This window comes from Agrobacterium sp. RC10-4-1 (assembly GCF_014138475.1).
In the GTDB taxonomy this organism is placed as follows: Bacteria; Pseudomonadota; Alphaproteobacteria; order Rhizobiales; family Rhizobiaceae; genus Agrobacterium; species Agrobacterium pusense.
On sequence record NZ_JACJIT010000005.1, the window covers coordinates 467,954 to 482,532 of the forward strand.

At 60.8% G+C, this 14,579-nt stretch carries 13 protein-coding genes; 5 read left to right on the forward strand and 8 right to left on the reverse strand.

The window, feature by feature from the left end; genetic code table 11:
* The first annotated feature begins 109 nt into the window (after nucleotides 1-109).
* Nucleotides 110-1,072 carry a nucleoside recognition domain-containing protein gene (locus FHW77_RS16810; protein WP_044458733.1) on the forward strand — a complete coding sequence of 321 codons (963 nt, stop codon included), beginning with the start codon at nucleotides 110-112 and terminating at the stop codon, nucleotides 1,070-1,072.
* 79 nt (nucleotides 1,073-1,151) lie between these two features.
* Here FHW77_RS16810 and FHW77_RS16815 read toward each other — a convergent pair whose 3' ends face one another.
* The gene (locus tag FHW77_RS16815) at nucleotides 1,152-3,173 is read right to left on the reverse strand and encodes a methyl-accepting chemotaxis protein (protein ID WP_004440310.1); all 2,022 of its coding nucleotides are present in this window, start codon (nucleotides 3,171-3,173) and stop codon (nucleotides 1,152-1,154) included.
* A gap of 273 nt (nucleotides 3,174-3,446) precedes the next feature.
* Between FHW77_RS16815 and FHW77_RS16820 the strand changes: the two genes are divergently transcribed.
* Entirely contained in the window at nucleotides 3,447-4,199 is a 753-nt protein-coding gene (locus FHW77_RS16820) for a TlyA family RNA methyltransferase (RefSeq protein WP_004440308.1), read from the forward strand.
* The gene (locus FHW77_RS16825) at nucleotides 4,196-5,446 is read left to right on the forward strand and encodes a class I SAM-dependent RNA methyltransferase (RefSeq protein WP_004440307.1); all 1,251 of its coding nucleotides are present in this window, start codon (nucleotides 4,196-4,198) and stop codon (nucleotides 5,444-5,446) included. Before FHW77_RS16820 ends, FHW77_RS16825 begins: the two co-directional genes overlap by 4 nt.
* Before the next feature lie 125 nt (nucleotides 5,447-5,571).
* On the opposite strand, the gene FHW77_RS16830 is transcribed toward FHW77_RS16825, so the two are convergent.
* The 3 genes from FHW77_RS16830 to FHW77_RS16840 form a co-directional block, all read right to left on the reverse strand.
* Nucleotides 5,572-5,889: a hypothetical protein gene (locus tag FHW77_RS16830; RefSeq protein WP_003503086.1), complete on the reverse strand. Its 318-nt coding sequence runs from the start codon at nucleotides 5,887-5,889 to the stop codon at nucleotides 5,572-5,574.
* Between the two features lie 89 nt (nucleotides 5,890-5,978).
* Nucleotides 5,979-6,737 (reverse strand): crotonase/enoyl-CoA hydratase family protein, encoded by a 759-nt coding sequence (locus FHW77_RS16835; protein WP_004440305.1) that lies wholly within the window; start codon nucleotides 6,735-6,737, stop codon nucleotides 5,979-5,981.
* A gap of 10 nt (nucleotides 6,738-6,747) precedes the next feature.
* A complete protein-coding gene (locus FHW77_RS16840; RefSeq protein ID WP_004440303.1) occupies nucleotides 6,748-8,532 on the reverse strand; it encodes an acyl-CoA dehydrogenase family protein in 1,785 nt (594 codons plus the stop codon).
* A 221-nt stretch (nucleotides 8,533-8,753) separates the two neighbouring features.
* On the opposite strand from FHW77_RS16840, the gene FHW77_RS16845 reads away from it, so the two are divergent.
* Nucleotides 8,754-9,749, forward strand: coding sequence for a transporter (locus FHW77_RS16845; protein WP_004440300.1), 996 nt, complete (start codon nucleotides 8,754-8,756; stop codon nucleotides 9,747-9,749).
* A 61-nt stretch (nucleotides 9,750-9,810) separates the two neighbouring features.
* Here FHW77_RS16845 and FHW77_RS16850 read toward each other — a convergent pair whose 3' ends face one another.
* The 4 genes from FHW77_RS16850 to FHW77_RS16865 all read right to left on the reverse strand — a co-directional run bounded on the left by FHW77_RS16850 (nucleotide 9,811) and on the right by FHW77_RS16865 (nucleotide 13,510).
* Nucleotides 9,811-10,326: a BA14K family protein gene (locus FHW77_RS16850; RefSeq protein ID WP_004440298.1), complete on the reverse strand. Its 516-nt coding sequence runs from the start codon at nucleotides 10,324-10,326 to the stop codon at nucleotides 9,811-9,813.
* A 214-nt stretch (nucleotides 10,327-10,540) separates the two neighbouring features.
* The gene (locus tag FHW77_RS16855; RefSeq protein ID WP_004440296.1) at nucleotides 10,541-11,005 is read right to left on the reverse strand and encodes a BA14K family protein; all 465 of its coding nucleotides are present in this window, start codon (nucleotides 11,003-11,005) and stop codon (nucleotides 10,541-10,543) included.
* 178 nt (nucleotides 11,006-11,183) lie between these two features.
* The gene (locus FHW77_RS16860; protein WP_004440293.1) at nucleotides 11,184-12,257 is read right to left on the reverse strand and encodes an FAD-binding oxidoreductase; all 1,074 of its coding nucleotides are present in this window, start codon (nucleotides 12,255-12,257) and stop codon (nucleotides 11,184-11,186) included.
* A gap of 8 nt (nucleotides 12,258-12,265) precedes the next feature.
* Nucleotides 12,266-13,510, reverse strand: a complete 1,245-nt coding sequence (locus FHW77_RS16865; RefSeq protein WP_004440290.1) for an aromatic ring-hydroxylating oxygenase subunit alpha — start codon at nucleotides 13,508-13,510, stop codon at nucleotides 12,266-12,268.
* A 330-nt stretch (nucleotides 13,511-13,840) separates the two neighbouring features.
* Here FHW77_RS16865 and FHW77_RS16870 point away from each other — a divergent pair, with 330 nt between their 5' ends.
* Nucleotides 13,841-14,449: a DUF6656 family protein gene (locus FHW77_RS16870; RefSeq protein WP_004440288.1), complete on the forward strand. Its 609-nt coding sequence runs from the start codon at nucleotides 13,841-13,843 to the stop codon at nucleotides 14,447-14,449.
* The last annotated feature ends 130 nt before the right edge of the window (nucleotides 14,450-14,579 follow it).

A 14,579-nucleotide genomic window follows, 5' to 3' on the forward strand; every position in this document is an offset into this window, starting at 1 on the left:
TCGCCCGCCGCCATCTTTGCAATAAAATTGCATAAAACTGCAATCTCTGACCGCAAATGCGAACCGGCCGGGAGTAGTGGATGGAAACAACTTTCAGGGGAGCCTTCATATGTCAGTTCTACAGACCGTCTGGCAAAAAGCGCGGGAAACGCTTGCAATTTACTGGGTGCTGGTGCGGATCACGGTCCCGATCGCCATACTGACCGAGCTGCTATCAAGGATGGGGGCGATCGAGGCGGTGGCGCCTGCCTTTGCGCCGGTCATGAACCTCATCGGCCTGCCGCCTGAACTCGGCCTTGCCTGGCTGACCGCGATGCTGGTCGGCATATGGGGTGCCGTGCCGCTCATCTTCACGCTGGTTCCCGCGTCGTCGCTGACCGTGGCTGATATCACCGTTTTTTCGGCGCTCATCCTGTTCGCCCATGGCCTGCCCATCGAACAGAAAATCATCGAAAAGGCGGGCCCCGGCATGATCGTCACGACGGGGCTGCGCGTCGGCGGCGGATTGCTTTATGCCTTTCTCCTGCACCAGCTTCTGGAATCGACCGGCTGGTTGTCGGGGCCGGTGAGCCCGGCCTGGATTGCGATGAGCGCCACGCCTGAATGGTCCGCCTATTTCCTCGGTCTCGGTGAAACCATGGCCTGGATGCTCGTCATCCTCCTTGCCCTTTCCCTTTGCCTTGAAATTCTCAGGCTGACCGGCCTGCTCGCGCTGATGATGAAAGCGCTCTCGCCCCTGCTGCGTCTTGCAGGCATTCGCGGCGAGGCCGAGCATCTCACTGCCATCGGGTTATTCCTCGGCATTTCCTATGGCGCGGGTTTCCTGATCCGCGAGGCGCAATCGGGGACGATATCACCGCGGCAGGTATTTCTGTCCTGCGTCTTCATGGGTTTTGCCCATAGCGTGATTGAAGACACGCTTGTGGTCATGTCGCTGGGTGCGGATGTCTACGGGGTTCTCGCCGGACGTCTCGTTTTCGCCATTGCCGCAACCGCCGTCATTGCCGCCCTGCTCCACCGCCTGTCGGATGAGCTTTTTTTTGCGCGGATGTTCCGGCTACAGCGCGCCTAGGCGGCCTCCCATTTGAAAATGCCGACGCAAAAAGGGGGCCTTTCGGCCCCCGATCCGTAGGTTCAATCTGAAGCCCCGCTCAGAACTCCGTCCAGTCCTGATCCTTCGCGGCCGGTGCTTCGGCAGCTCCACCGAAGGCGCGGGCAAGGCTCTGGCCGAGTGCACGGGCCGGCGATGCGACAGGCCTTGCTGTTGCAGAGGCCGATTTTACCGGAGCCTTGCGGATCGGCGCGGCTGGCGCAGGCTGAAAGGCCGGCTTGGCCGAAGACGGGCGCGGAGCGGAATATCCGCCGGCGCTCGCAACGGCGGTGCGTGCGCCGCCCATCCTGAACTGGCCAAGCAGGCTGTTCAGCGCTTCCGCTTCGCGGGCCAGCGAATGGCTGGCGGCGGTCTGCTGCTCCACCATGGCGGCGTTCTGCTGCGTGCCCTGATCCATGGTGTTCACGGCCGTGTTGATTTCCTGCAGGCCGGTGGCCTGTTCGCGGGCAGCGACAACGATGGCGCTGACATGGGCGTTGATCTCTTCGACTTCCGAGACGATGAGTTCCAGCGCCTTGCCGGTTTCATCGACGAGATTGACACCGTTTTCCACCTGCTGGCTGGAAGCGCTGATCAAGGTCTTGATTTCCTTGGCGGCATTGGCCGAACGCTGGGCAAGTTCACGGACTTCCTGCGCGACCACCGCAAAGCCCTTGCCGGCATCACCGGCGCGGGCGGCTTCCACACCGGCATTCAGCGCCAGGAGGTTGGTCTGGAAAGCGATATCGTCGATGACGCCAATGATGTTGCCGATTTCGCCCGAGGACTTCTCGATCTCGCGCATGGCGGCAACCGCCTTGCGGACCACAACACCCGACTTTTCCGCACCGGCGCGGGCGCGCTGGACCAGATTGCCGGCATCTTCCGCACCACGGGCGCTATCACGCACGGTGGTGGTGACTTCTTCGAGCGCCGCAGCGGTCTCTTCGATGGAGGCCGCCTGCTGTTCGGTGCGGCGCGACAGGTCGTCGGCGGCGGAGAGCATTTCCGAAGCGCCGGCATTGATGGCGGCCGCGTTCTCGCCGACCGTGCGCAATGCCTGCTGGAGTTTTTCGACGGCGCTGTTGAAATTCACACGAACCGGATCAATCGCAGGCGCAAAAGGCGTTTCAATGCGATAGGAAAGATCGCCATCCGCGAGAGCCGCAAGGCCCTTGCCAAGCTCGGCGCTGGCAAAAGCGCTGGCGGCCTCGTCCCTGGCTTTTTCTTCCTCGGTGCGGCGACGTTCTGCTTCCGTCGCGGAGCGCATGCGATCGGTCTCACCGGCAAGGCGGGCTTTTTCAAGCCCGGCTTCCTTGAAGACCATTACAGCCTTTGCCATCTTGCCGACTTCGTCGCCACGATCCGTGGCCGGAACTTCCGTCGTCAGATCGCCATCGGCAAGCCGGCTCATCGCCGCTGTCATGCCGACGATTGGCGTAACGATGGAGCGCGAAAGCGCCCAGATCAGGATCACGGCGAGAAGGCCGGCGACGGCGCCACCGCCGAGAAGGGCATATTCCAGCTTGCGGGCAGCAGCCTGCTGTTCTGCAGCGTAAGCGGTGGACAGGCCATTCAGCTGTTCCTTGATCTTGGCGGCCGAGGCACGGAAGCCGTCAAGCTGGCCCTTGGCCTGATTGCGGCCGATTTCGATGATTTCGGAAATCGGCGCTTCGGTCGTCTTGCGTGCGGCGATCTGCGGTTCCGCCAGTTCCTTGAAGAACACGGTGGCGGATTTCTGCATGTCGTCGATGGATTTCAGGATGTCCGGCTGGCCGGCAGCAAGGGCGCGCGCTTCATCAAGCTTCTTCAGCATGATATCGCGCTGGGCGAACACGTCATTATAGGTGCTGTCACTGCGGAACAGCAGGAAGCCGCGCTGATTGACGGCCTGTTCCAGCATGGCTGCCGTCGCGCCATCCACGGCCTGGATGATATCCTTGGTGCGGTTGTTTTCAATCGTGACACGCTCGCTCCCCAGCGTCTGCCAGAATACGACCGCGGAAGCGAGCAGGCACACGCCCATCAAGGCACAGAAGGTGGCTATGAGCTTCAGATTAATGGGGAGATTTTTCAGCGACATCGCAAACTCTCTCGGCGACCCGATGCCTCGGAGCAAGCGTCTGCGCTGCAACGGCCGCAATTTCAGAAATGGGAGAAGATGCCATCATGGCGGGTTCCGACCGGCCGCACGGGCCTTGGCACACCCTGCAATACAAGCCTTTATATTGGATTAATCTGATATGCTGATTTTGCGGCGCAAAAGCCTCATAAGGCCGTGGCTCAGGCGCTGTCGGCTCCGCATCGCGATAAATCGCTTGCATCGGCGGAGTTTGGCAGTCATTGACACGGGATCATGTCCAAAACACCTGAAAATGAACGGCTTGACCAGCTTCTCGTGTCGCTCGGCCACTTCGCCAGTCGCTCGCGTGCGCGCGACGCGATTGCGCGCGGCACCGTGAGCGTCAACGGCAAGACCGTCACCAAACCGAGCCAGACCGTCGCCGGCAATGCCGAGATCGCCATCAGCGATCCAGCGCAGGCCTATGTTTCCCGCGCAGCTCTGAAACTCGTGGCCGCACTCGATCATTTCGGGCTCGATCCTTCCGGCCATCACTGTCTTGACGTCGGCGCTTCCACAGGCGGTTTTACCGAGGTGCTGCTGGAACGGGGCGCCAGCCACGTCATCGCCATCGATGTCGGCCACGGGCAGATGCATGCAAGGATCGCGAACGATCCGCGTGTCACCAATCTGGAGGGGCTGAATGCCCGCTTCCTGACGGCGGACGATATCGATGACCAGCCCATCGGCTTCATTGTCTCGGACGTGTCCTTCATTTCGCTGAAGCTCGCGCTCGCCCCGGCGCTTGATCTTGCTGAGCCGGGTGCTCGTGCTGTCCTGTTGGTGAAACCGCAATTCGAGGCAGGGCGTGACGCCATCAGCAAGGCCGGGCTTCTGAAGGAACCCGAAACCGCGCCCGCAGTGGCGGCGGAACTGGAGCGCTGGCTGACGGAGGAGATGGGCTGGAAAAGTCTCGGCCTCATTCCCTCGCCGATTTCCGGCGGTGACGGCAATGTCGAATTTCTTCTCGGAGGCCAAAAGCCATGAGCACACAAACCGTCACCATCAAGAGCCTCGGCGCCCAGGGCGATGGCATTGCGCACTGTCCCGACGGCCCGGTCTATGTGCCCTTCGCGTTGCCCGGCGAGACGGTCGCCATCGCCAAGGTGAAGGATCACGGCACCGTGATGTCGATTACGGAAGCCTCACCCGAGCGCCGTACACCCGCCTGCCGCCATTTCGGCCCGGAGGGCAAGAATGGCACCTGCGGCGGCTGTTCGCTGCAACATCTCGCCGACGAGCCTTACCATGCATACAAGCGGGAACTGGTGGTCTCGGCACTGAAATCGAAGGGCTTGACGCCCGATGTGGATAATCTCGTCATCTGTCACCCTGGCGAGCGCCGCCGTGCGGTGTTCGCCGCCCGCAAGACGGAAAAGGGCCTGCTGCTCGGCTTCAGCCAGGCGAACAGCCACCACATCGTCGCCATTGAGGAATGTCCCGTCACCTCGCCCGGCATCGTCTCGCGACTGGATGCCATCCGCGCCATCGGACTTTCAATGGTGGCGAATGCGGAACCCTTCCGGATGACGGTGCTGGAGACCCTTTCCGGCCTCGATATTTCCGTCGACGGCATCAAGTCGGTCAGCGACAAGCAGCGCCGCACGCTCACGGAAACGGTTCTTGCCATGCGCGGCATTGCGCGTGTTTCACTGTCGGGTGAGATACTGATCGAACCCCAGAAGCCGATCATCGAGTTTGGCGGGGTGGCGGTATCGCCGCCGGCCGGCAGCTTCACGCAGGCGACGAAGCAGGCGGAGGACGCCATGGCGGAGCTCGTGCTTGCCCATGTCGGCAAGTCCAAACGCATTGCCGATCTCTTCTGCGGCTCCGGCACATTTGCGCTGCGGCTTGCGCGCGTTGGCAAGGTGCATGCGGTGGAGGCGGAAGACAAGCCGCTGAAGGCGCTGGATTTCGCCGCCCGCAACACGCAGGGCCTGAAGCCGGTCAGCGTCGAGAAGCGCGATCTCTTCCGCCGCCCCCTGATGACAAGCGAGCTAAAGAATTACGACGCCGTCGTCTTCGATCCGCCACGCGCGGGCGCGGAATTCCAGTGCAAGGAACTGGCACGCAGCACGGTAAAGAAGATCGTGGCCGTGAGCTGCAACCCGCTGACACTGGCGCGCGATCTCGCCATCCTGACCGAGGGCGGCTATCGCATCACCCGCGTCACGCCGGTTGACCAGTTCCTGTGGTCGCCGCATGTGGAAGCGGTGGCGACGCTGGAGAAATAAGCAATCCGGGCGGAGAGCCGCTCAGCGACGCTGAGGCAACGCAACGATTCATATGCCCGCAATCCCAACAGCCCTCATTCCTGTGCTTGTCACAGGAATGAGAGTGAAGATGAAGCCTGGGAGTCTTACCAGGCCGTATCGACCGTGCCGTTGCCCACCACGCCCGAGCAGCGGCAGGCACCGCCGACACGGCCGCGCTCCAGCGGGCAGATATAGGGCCGACGGCGGTTGGCGCTGTCCGGGGGGGTGATGACGCAGACGAAACGCGCGCGGCGCTGGCGGTCGCGGTTATTGCCGGAATAGAAGTTCGGACTATCGTCGTCCGTGGACTGCGCCAGAATGACATCGTTGGTGGAAGCAGCTGGAGCGCGTGTTATCGCCGCCGCTTCAGCAATCGTCGCGGCGGATAGGAAGACAGTCAGGGCGAAAACGAAGTGACGCATGTGGGTGGCCTTCGGACAATGACGGTGCGTTATCTAACCCAAGCCATATTGCCCGGTTGCTTAACCGCAAGGAATTCCTGCCCGCACACTTAACGACGCATGAATGCCTCGAAGGCGGCGCGCGCTTCGGCACTTTGCAGCTGCGCGATGAAATGACGACCTTCCTCTTCAATGCGTGTGAGAATATCGGCCGGGTTGCCGCGGACCAGATCGCGAGCGATCTTCAGCGCCTGCTGCGGTTTGGCGGCGAGGCGGGTGGCAAGCGCCAGCGTCTCGGTTTCGACATGTTCCGGGGCAACGACTTTCCAGATCAGCCCGGCCTGCAATGCCTGCTCGGCGGAAAAACCCTCACCCATCGCGAGCAGCGCAAAGGCGCGCTGGTGGCCGATGAGCCTTGGCACGAGCAGGCTGGAGGCCGCTTCCGGCACCAATGCGAGATCCACGAAGGGCGTCTTGAACAGGCTGCGGCTGGAAGCGACCGTCAGGTCGCAATGCAGGTTCAGCGTGGTGCCGATGCCGATGGCGAGCCCATCGACACCGGATACCAGCGGTTTTTCGAAGGCGACCAGCGCTTTCAGAAGTTCGAGGGCGGCGAGCTTGCCCTTTCCACCTGACATGGCGAAGGCGAGAAAATCAGCCATGTCGTTGCCGGCGGAAAAGCAGCCTTCCGTGCCGAGAAAGGCAACGACGCGGATGTCCGGATCCGTATTGGCGGCGTGCAACGCCTCGGCCATGCGCAGATACATGGCGTCGGTGATGGCGTTTTTCTTTTCCGGTCGGTTGAAGCGGATGGTCAGAACGTCAGGCGCATGGCCGACACGCGCGACAAGAATATGGTCGTCCGACATCTGAAGCTCCTCAAGCCAAAACAGTACGGGCGGCGGCAAGGCTTGCCGCGCCTGACACAATGCGGTCCTTCAGCGCCGCCGTTTCCGCCAGCAGGTTTTCCGCCGCGAAACGGCAAAGCGCGGCACGATGCCCGCCCCTGCCATCATCGACGGAGACCAATGCGCCCTTGGCGAGATAAGCGCCCGTCAAGGCCAGACCGAAGAGACGCTGATAGGGCGTGGCGCCCGCAAGTGCCATCTCGGTTTCGCCCGCCTTGATGCGGGAGAGCAGCCAGTCGGTTGCCGTTTCCAGATCGGTGAGGCTGGCATCGAGATAACGGGCGGTCTCTCCGAGATCGTCACGGTTCGATGCAGCCGTGCGGGCGGCGATCTCACGCAGTTCGGCGATGAAACCGCGGACCTGCGCGCCCTCGGAGAGCGGCAACTTGCGCAGGACCAGATCGATGGCCTGAATGCCGTTGGTGCCCTCGTAGATCGGCGCGATGCGGGCATCACGCAGATAACGCGCCGCGCCGGTTTCCTCGATGAAGCCCATGCCGCCATGCACCTGAATGCCCATGGATGCGACATCGACACCGGCATCGGTGGAAAAGGACTTGGCGATCGGTGTCAGAAGGGCAGCGCGCTCCTGCCAGTGAGCGCGCTGCCGGGCGTCCTCAGTCGCATGCGCCATGTCGATGGCGTGCGCGCAGCTGAAGGAAATCGCCCGTGATCCTTGCGTCAGCGCCTTCATTGTCAGAAGGGTTCTCACGATATCAGGATGTTCGATGATCGGGCTCATGCCAGGACCCTGCCAGCCGGGCGCCTTGCCCTGCGTGCGTTCCCTCGCGTATTCGATCGCCTTCTGGGTCGCCGCCTCACAGATCGCCACGCCCTGCATGCCAACGGCAAGGCGGGCGTTGTTCATCATGGTGAACATGCAGGCGAGGCCCTTGTTCTCCTCGCCGACCAGCCAGCCGAGCGCACCCTTTTCGTCACCAAATTTGCCGTCACCGAAGATCATGGTGCAGGTGGGCGAACCGTGAATACCGAGCTTGTGTTCGAGAGAGTGGCAGAAAAGATCGTTGCGGCTGCCCGGCGCGCCGTTTTCATCGGGCAGGAATTTTGGCACGAGGAACAGCGAAATGCCACGCGTTCCCGCCGGCGCATCCGGAAGACGGGCGAGAACGAGGTGGATGATATTATCAGCCGCGTCGTGTTCACCCCAGGTGATGAAAATCTTCTGGCCGAAGATGCGGTAGGTGCCGTCACCATTGCGCTCCGCCCGGGTCTTCAGGACACCAAGATCGGAACCCGCATGCGGCTCGGTCAGGTTCATCGTGCCGGTCCATTCGCCGGAGACGAGTTTCGGCAGGTAGCTTCGCTTGAGATCGTTGCTGCCGTGGGCAACGATGGCTTCCACCGCGCCCATTGTCAGCGTCGGTGCCAGCGCGAAGGCCATGGAGCCGGAATTCCACATTTCGAGCGCTGCAACATTCAGCATATGCGGCAGGTTCTGGCCGCCGAATTCTTCCGGGGCAGTCAGGCTGTTCCAGCCCGCCGCCGCCCAGCGACGGTAAAGATCGGCCCAGCCATCGGGCGTCGTCACCTTGCCATCGGCAAGTTTTGCGCCCTGACGGTCCCCGATTTCGGCGAGCGGCGCGACCTCTCCGGTGGCGAAACGTCCGGCTTCCTCCAGAATGGCATCGACGAGATCTTCACTCAGATCTCCCAGCACACCCCTGGAAAGCGCGTCTCCGAGACCCGCTACATGTTTGAGTGTAAAGGCGATATCATCCACCGGCGCGCTATACATGCTGCCTCCTCCCGAAGCTCTTGTATCCTGCTACTGCCTTCGGGCTAAATGATTTTTACGTAAACGTCAATTTGAAAATTCCCGGTATTTCGACGGGCTTGTTATAAAACTGTCATATGAATTTGCTCAGCATGTTGACGGTGCCCTGACGCGCTCCTTTCGCCTCCTCCCGGTGCGACGGGCACCCCTCTCCTCCCATCCCGCCGGTCAGGACTGCCACGATGGACCTCATAACGCCCACCATTCCCGGCCTCGTTTGGGCCTATCAATTTCAACCCGGGAAGGCCCCATGCCGCAGGCTGGCGCCCGATGCCGGCTTTGACGAGATGGCGGGACGCGACGGGTTCTTCTGGCTGCATCTCAATCTCGCCGATCAGCGCGTGGCGGGTTTTCTGGAGACGGTTGAGGGTCTCGATCCGGCAGCACGGGCAAGCCTCACCACCCACGAAACGCATCCATCCATTGTTGTCGACGAAAAATCGCTCTACGGCACCCTGGTCGATTTCCAACGGGAATTCGACAAGGAAACGCGCGATTTCGGCTGGCTGCATTTTGCGGTGAGCGACCGTTTTATAATCACCACCCGCCTTCAGCCGCTGCATTCGGTAGACCGGCTAAAGGCGGCGGTCGACAAGAACTCCAACCGCTATCTCACACCGTCCCACGTCTTCGAAGGCCTTGTCGCCGAATTCCAGCGCTCGTTGATCAATCTGGTGATGGAGACGACGGAAGAACTGAACGCCATCGAGGATCTGGTCTATGACAGCGAGACCCGCGACGAAAGGCGACGCCTCGCACCGCTGCGCCGCACGGTGGTGCGCCTGCACCGGCATTTGCGCACCGTCCTCACCCTGATGCGGCGGGCTTCGGCCGCGGATGACGACGAGATGCCTGACGGTTTCGAGGATGTCGCCTCACGGCTGATGGGGCGCCTCGAGGCTGTCGATCATGACGTCTATGCCCTGCAGGAGCGCGCAAGGCTGCTTCACGAAGAAATCGATTCAAAACTCTCGTCTGAAACCAACCGGCATCTCTATATCCTGTCGCTGATGACGGCGTTCCTGCTGCCACCGTCGCTGGTAACCGGCTTTTTTGGCATGAACACGGATGAGCTGCCGTTTACGGTCGGGACCGGTGGCACCATGGCGGCCAGCATCTTCATCGTCATCTCGGTCGTGCTCGCCTGGTTCGTGTTGAAACGCGCGCGTATCCTCTGACAGCAAAAAGCCGTCCGGTCGAAACCGGACGGCTCTGTCAATCTCGGTCTTGGCCAACCTATCAGCCGTAGGGCGAATAGCAGGTCTGACGCGGACCGTTATACGGCTGGAACGTGTTGCTATAGGCGTCGTAGGAGCGATAGCGGCCATAGCACCAGTTCACATGCGCCTGGCTCATGCCGCCACGGCGGACCGGACGATACTCACGATAGACCGGGCGCGGGCGATATTCCGGCACCGGACGGTAGACTTCGCGCGGCTGCGAAAGAGCGCCGCCGATGATTGCGCCCGTTGCAAATGCTGCGAGCGGGAACCAGTAACCGTCATGGTGGCGGTAACCCGGACGATAATCGCGGTAACCGCGGTGACCGCGATACCAGCCGCGACGATCGCCCCAGCCGTCACGGTCACGCCAATATTGCACGTTCACGATATTCTTGCTGGCATCGTTGCCCGAGGTCTCAACGCTCTTCGGCGCTACAGGCAGGGGCATGGCGGCTTCGGCCGGAACAATCGCTCCTGCAACCACGATTGCAGAAAGACCGACAGCCAGGATATTCTTCACATAGCTTTTCATCTGACTTCCTCCATTCACGACGGTCGACAGGCCGTAAGACGTGAATTTCTGTTGTTCTATTCCGCCTTTGTCCGGGCGGTGTCGTATACTTCTACAGCCTAGGGACGTGTGGCTGAACCTACGATTAACGGTCCGATCACGCTTCGTTTATCAAAACCACGGCGTTTCAGGGCCAGACAAAAGCCCGGTAGAAACCGGGCTTCTGCTTGTGCAATTAGCGGCTGTAAGGCGATACGCAAATGCGACGCGGACCGCTGTTGGGCTGGTAGGTGTTGTCGTAGGCACGATACGAGCGCCAGCGATTCTGACACCAGGATACATGGCTACCGCCATAGGCCGGACGGGGTTGCTGAATCGCGCCGCCGATGATGGCGCCGGTGGCGAAAGCGGCAAGCGGGAACCAGTAGCCGTTATGATAACGGTAACCCGGACGGCGGTCGCGGTAACCACGGTGGCCATTATAATAGCCGTCACGCGGCGGGCGCGGGCGATACATGCGGTCGCCGTGACGGCGATCATGTCGACGGTCCCATTCGCGATATTGCACCTGCACGACATTGTCGGTGGAAACCGCCGGCTTCTGGATCGGCACAGGAACCTGGAACGCCTGCGACGGCGTAAAGCTGGTCAGGAACACGACGAGGGCCGTGGCGACACTCGTTGTCCGGAAATTTATCATGATCTTCCTCCGTTTGCTTCAGCGCGTTGACCCACGCTTTTCACCCACTCACTCTTTTCGGAGATTAGGGTCAGCCCCGCTTCATGCCCGAGAAGAATTGGATGACGTGCAAACGAATTTACGGAAATTTGGTTCCAGACAATGGTAATGGAAGGAAAGCCTCAAACGCCTGCCGGCATCATGCCTCCACCTTGACATCGGTCAAAGGCCGCGAGCAGCAGGCGAGAATATAGCCCTCCTCGATTTCCTCATCGAGAATGCCACCATTGTGGTTCATCTCCACCTCGCCGGAAAGTTTCAAGACCCGGCAAGTCCCGCAGATGCCGGATTCGCAGGCTGCGCCGATCCGCACACCGGCTGCACGCGCCGTCATCAGAACGGTCTGCCCGGGCTGGCAGGGCATTTCTTTCCCGGAAAGGGTAAAACCCACCATCGACAACGCTTCGCCATCATCGGTGAGAACACTCTCGCCGACGGCGACGGGAGCAGCAGGCGAGAAGCTTTCCTGATGGTAACGGCCCATGTCGAAGCCGGAGGCTTCAAGCATGGAGCGGACGGCGGCCATGAACGGCTCCGGCCCGCAGCAGAAGACGGTACGCTCCATGAAGTCATGGGCGAGCAGCGCGATCTTGGCCTTGTCGACCATGCCCTTCAGGCCGGACCACAGATCGGTGCGTCCACATTTCTCGACAATGAAGCCGAGCGACAGGTTCGGCATGAAGCGGGCGAGATATTCCAGCTCGTGACGGAAGACAATATCGCCGGGTGTACGCGAGCAATTGATGAAGGCAATGTCGCTTTGCGGGGCGCGGTCGCTCATGTCGCGCACCATCGACATCATCGGCGTGACGCCGGAGCCCGCGGAGATGAAGAGATACTTGTCCCCGGGATGCTTGACGTAGGAAAAATCGCCGAGCGGACCAAGCGCCCGGATCTTCATGCCGGGCTTCAGATTGTCGAACATCCAGCGCGTGCCGATACTGTTGGCCTGCGCCTTGACCGTGACCGACAGTGAATAGGGCCGCGACGGGCTGGATGACAATGTGTAGGTGCGGTAAAGCGGCTCCTTGCCCACCGGCAGTTCCAGCGTGACGAACTGGCCCGGCAGATAACGGAACCAGTTCTGATCCTCGGAGCGGAACAGGAACGTCATCACATCCTGTGTTTCGGGGGTTACCGAAATACATTCCAGCAGCTGGAGCTTGTCGCTCCACGGCTTCATCTCGTCAATATGCTTATATGTCACGACCATGTTCATCTTCACGCTACAGCCGAAAGCCGGGCCTTGTCGCCGGACAGCCGGTCGATCATGAAATCGGCGTACCAGTTGACGAACTGCATCACGCCGCCCTCGTCCTCCATGGAGTAAGGGCCGGGCTCATAAGCGGGCGAGCGGATGCCGAAGGCATTTTCCTCGACGATGCGGCGGTCCTGATCGTTGGTTTCGTTCCAGACATGGGTGAGATCCTCAAGATCGTAATCCACGCCCTCCACCGCATCCTTGTGCACCAGCCATTTGGTGGTAACCATCGTCTCGTTGGCGCTGAGCGGCAGCACGCGGAAGGAGATGGTGTGGTCGCCGAGGAAGTGGTTCCAGGTCGTCGGGTAATGGAACAGGAGCAGCGCGCCAATATGGCTGATGCTGACATCGTCCGACAGCGGCCGGCGCACGGCGCGTTTTCCCGACATTGTGTAGCTTTCCGCTTCGCCGATCAGCGGCATGCGCGCCACGCGGAACTGGCCCTTCGGGTCAATCTTGAAACGGCTGGGCAGGCCGGCTGCTTCGCAGCGTGCCCAGTGGCCGCCGATCTCGGGGTCGCTTGCCCCGCCATCCGTTCCCGTCACGCTCGGGTTTTCGGGATAGGTACGGCAGAGTTCCGGATGGTTGGCGGCGCAATGGTAGCACTCGCGGTTGTTTTCCCAGACGAGCTTCCAGTTACCCTTTTCGATGATGGTGCTCTCATGCGCGACCTTGGCTTCCCATATGCGGTGCGGCGCCATGTAGCTCTCCACTTCGGCGCGCATGGGCTCAAAATCCGCCGGCTGATCGGCGAGGCAGATGAAGACGTAGCCAGCGACGGTTTCGCAGGCGACAGGCTTCAGGCCGAAATCGCCCTTGTCGAACTCCTCGCCCATGTGGCGGGCAAAAAGCAGCTTGCCGTCAAGATCGTAGGTCCACTGGTGATAGGGACAGACCAGACGCGCCGACTGGCCCTTCTGCGTGGTGCAGACGCGGGAGCCGCGATGGCGGCAGGAATTGTGGAACGCGCGGATTTGCCCGTCGCGGCCACGAACGATGACAACCGAATAGGCGCCGATCTGCACGGTGAAATAGCTGCCGGACTTCTGTACCTCACAATCATGGCCGACAAACAGCCAGTCGCGATACCAGATGGTTTCCATATCCAGCTTGAAGTAATCCGGGTCCGTGTAGAAGGGCTGTTCCAGGCTAAAACCTTCGCGGCGGTTTTTCAGCTGGCGCAATACGGTATCACGCAATTCCATGGCCAAATCCTCGATCAAACCGCCCTGCCCGACACCAATTGCGGGGGCTGCGGAAGCATGTCCTCATCTAATCATCGGCGGTCATTTGCGGCAGCACAGACAGCGACATCGGCTTCCGCATTGGCGACAAATTGCGACATGTCCAAACGGCGTCTTCAGGCCATTCCACTGCAAAATCCGGCAACTATTTACCGCCTGCAACGACGTCGCAATATGACGCATGATGGCGCAGCCACTGCCCACCCATCAAAAAACAGGGGCTGCAGCGCAACGGAGTATTAACGCACCCTAAATTATCTTACCGGATCGACAGCAACGAGGGTGTTCCCGGTGGAGAAGGCGACACGCATACGCTATTTCGATGCGAGCAGGCATTCGGTCACACCGATACGCTCGAAGACCGCGCATTCCGATTTTTTGCGGACAGGGCGCATCAGCCGTTACGAAGAGCGGTGGCTGCCGAAAGAACGCGTCTACTACAGCCATGACGAAGTGGCTGCGCTGACCGGGCGAAAGCTGGAAGCTGCCGCCGATGCCACCCACAGCCGCCTGAACGGCTTTCACCAGTCCATCCGTTTTCCGAAAATGGTTTTTCACCATCTGCTGAATGACCGGCCGCATCTGGGTTATTGCCACGTCACGGCGGCGACGACCAGCTTCGATGCAGAGCGTCATGTGCTATGGTCCTTCTATTTCGCGAATTTCTTCGCGGAACTGAGCGGGGCCGAAAACTTCTTCGAAAATATCGATGCGCGTTATTCGCGGATGTATTTCGCTGTCGCCATCAACGCCCTTCCCGATCAGGAAATCGCCGTCGATACATCCGTCCATCGCGGCGGCCTGCTGTTCCAGACCCACGATCCGCGCGTGGCGCTGAAAAACGTCCTCATGCTCGGCGCGCGCTCGGAGGAGATGCGCAGGATCATCAAGGCGATATAGCAGCGACAAAGCCCCCAGGGACTTCATCTTTCTTTCTTAGGCATGTCGTTGTCCCGAAACCGACGACCAGTTTCGGACAATGTGCATTAGCGCTTTCCATTCTGCCCGGAAATACGCTATTGACCGCCCT

Excerpts from the sequence above, each read along its gene's own strand:
- FHW77_RS16850 (WP_004440298.1), bottom strand. The coding sequence starts at position 10,326 with ATGAAAAGCTATGTGAAGAATATCCTGGCTGTCGGTCTTTCTGCAATC.
- FHW77_RS16835 (WP_004440305.1), bottom strand. The coding sequence starts at position 6,737 with ATGTCGGACGACCATATTCTTGTCGCGCGTGTCGGCCATGCGCCTGAC.
- FHW77_RS16860 (WP_004440293.1), bottom strand. The coding sequence starts at position 12,257 with ATGGTCGTGACATATAAGCATATTGACGAGATGAAGCCGTGGAGCGAC.
- FHW77_RS16840 (WP_004440303.1), bottom strand. The coding sequence starts at position 8,532 with ATGTATAGCGCGCCGGTGGATGATATCGCCTTTACACTCAAACATGTA.
- FHW77_RS16820 (WP_004440308.1), top strand. The coding sequence starts at position 3,447 with ATGTCCAAAACACCTGAAAATGAACGGCTTGACCAGCTTCTCGTGTCG.
- FHW77_RS16865 (WP_004440290.1), bottom strand. The coding sequence starts at position 13,510 with ATGGAATTGCGTGATACCGTATTGCGCCAGCTGAAAAACCGCCGCGAA.
- FHW77_RS16830 (WP_003503086.1), bottom strand. The coding sequence starts at position 5,889 with ATGCGTCACTTCGTTTTCGCCCTGACTGTCTTCCTATCCGCCGCGACG.
- FHW77_RS16855 (WP_004440296.1), bottom strand. The coding sequence starts at position 11,005 with ATGATAAATTTCCGGACAACGAGTGTCGCCACGGCCCTCGTCGTGTTC.
- FHW77_RS16810 (WP_044458733.1), top strand. The coding sequence starts at position 110 with ATGTCAGTTCTACAGACCGTCTGGCAAAAAGCGCGGGAAACGCTTGCA.
- FHW77_RS16845 (WP_004440300.1), top strand. The coding sequence starts at position 8,754 with ATGGACCTCATAACGCCCACCATTCCCGGCCTCGTTTGGGCCTATCAA.
- FHW77_RS16815 (WP_004440310.1), bottom strand. The coding sequence starts at position 3,173 with ATGTCGCTGAAAAATCTCCCCATTAATCTGAAGCTCATAGCCACCTTC.
- FHW77_RS16825 (WP_004440307.1), top strand. The coding sequence starts at position 4,196 with ATGAGCACACAAACCGTCACCATCAAGAGCCTCGGCGCCCAGGGCGAT.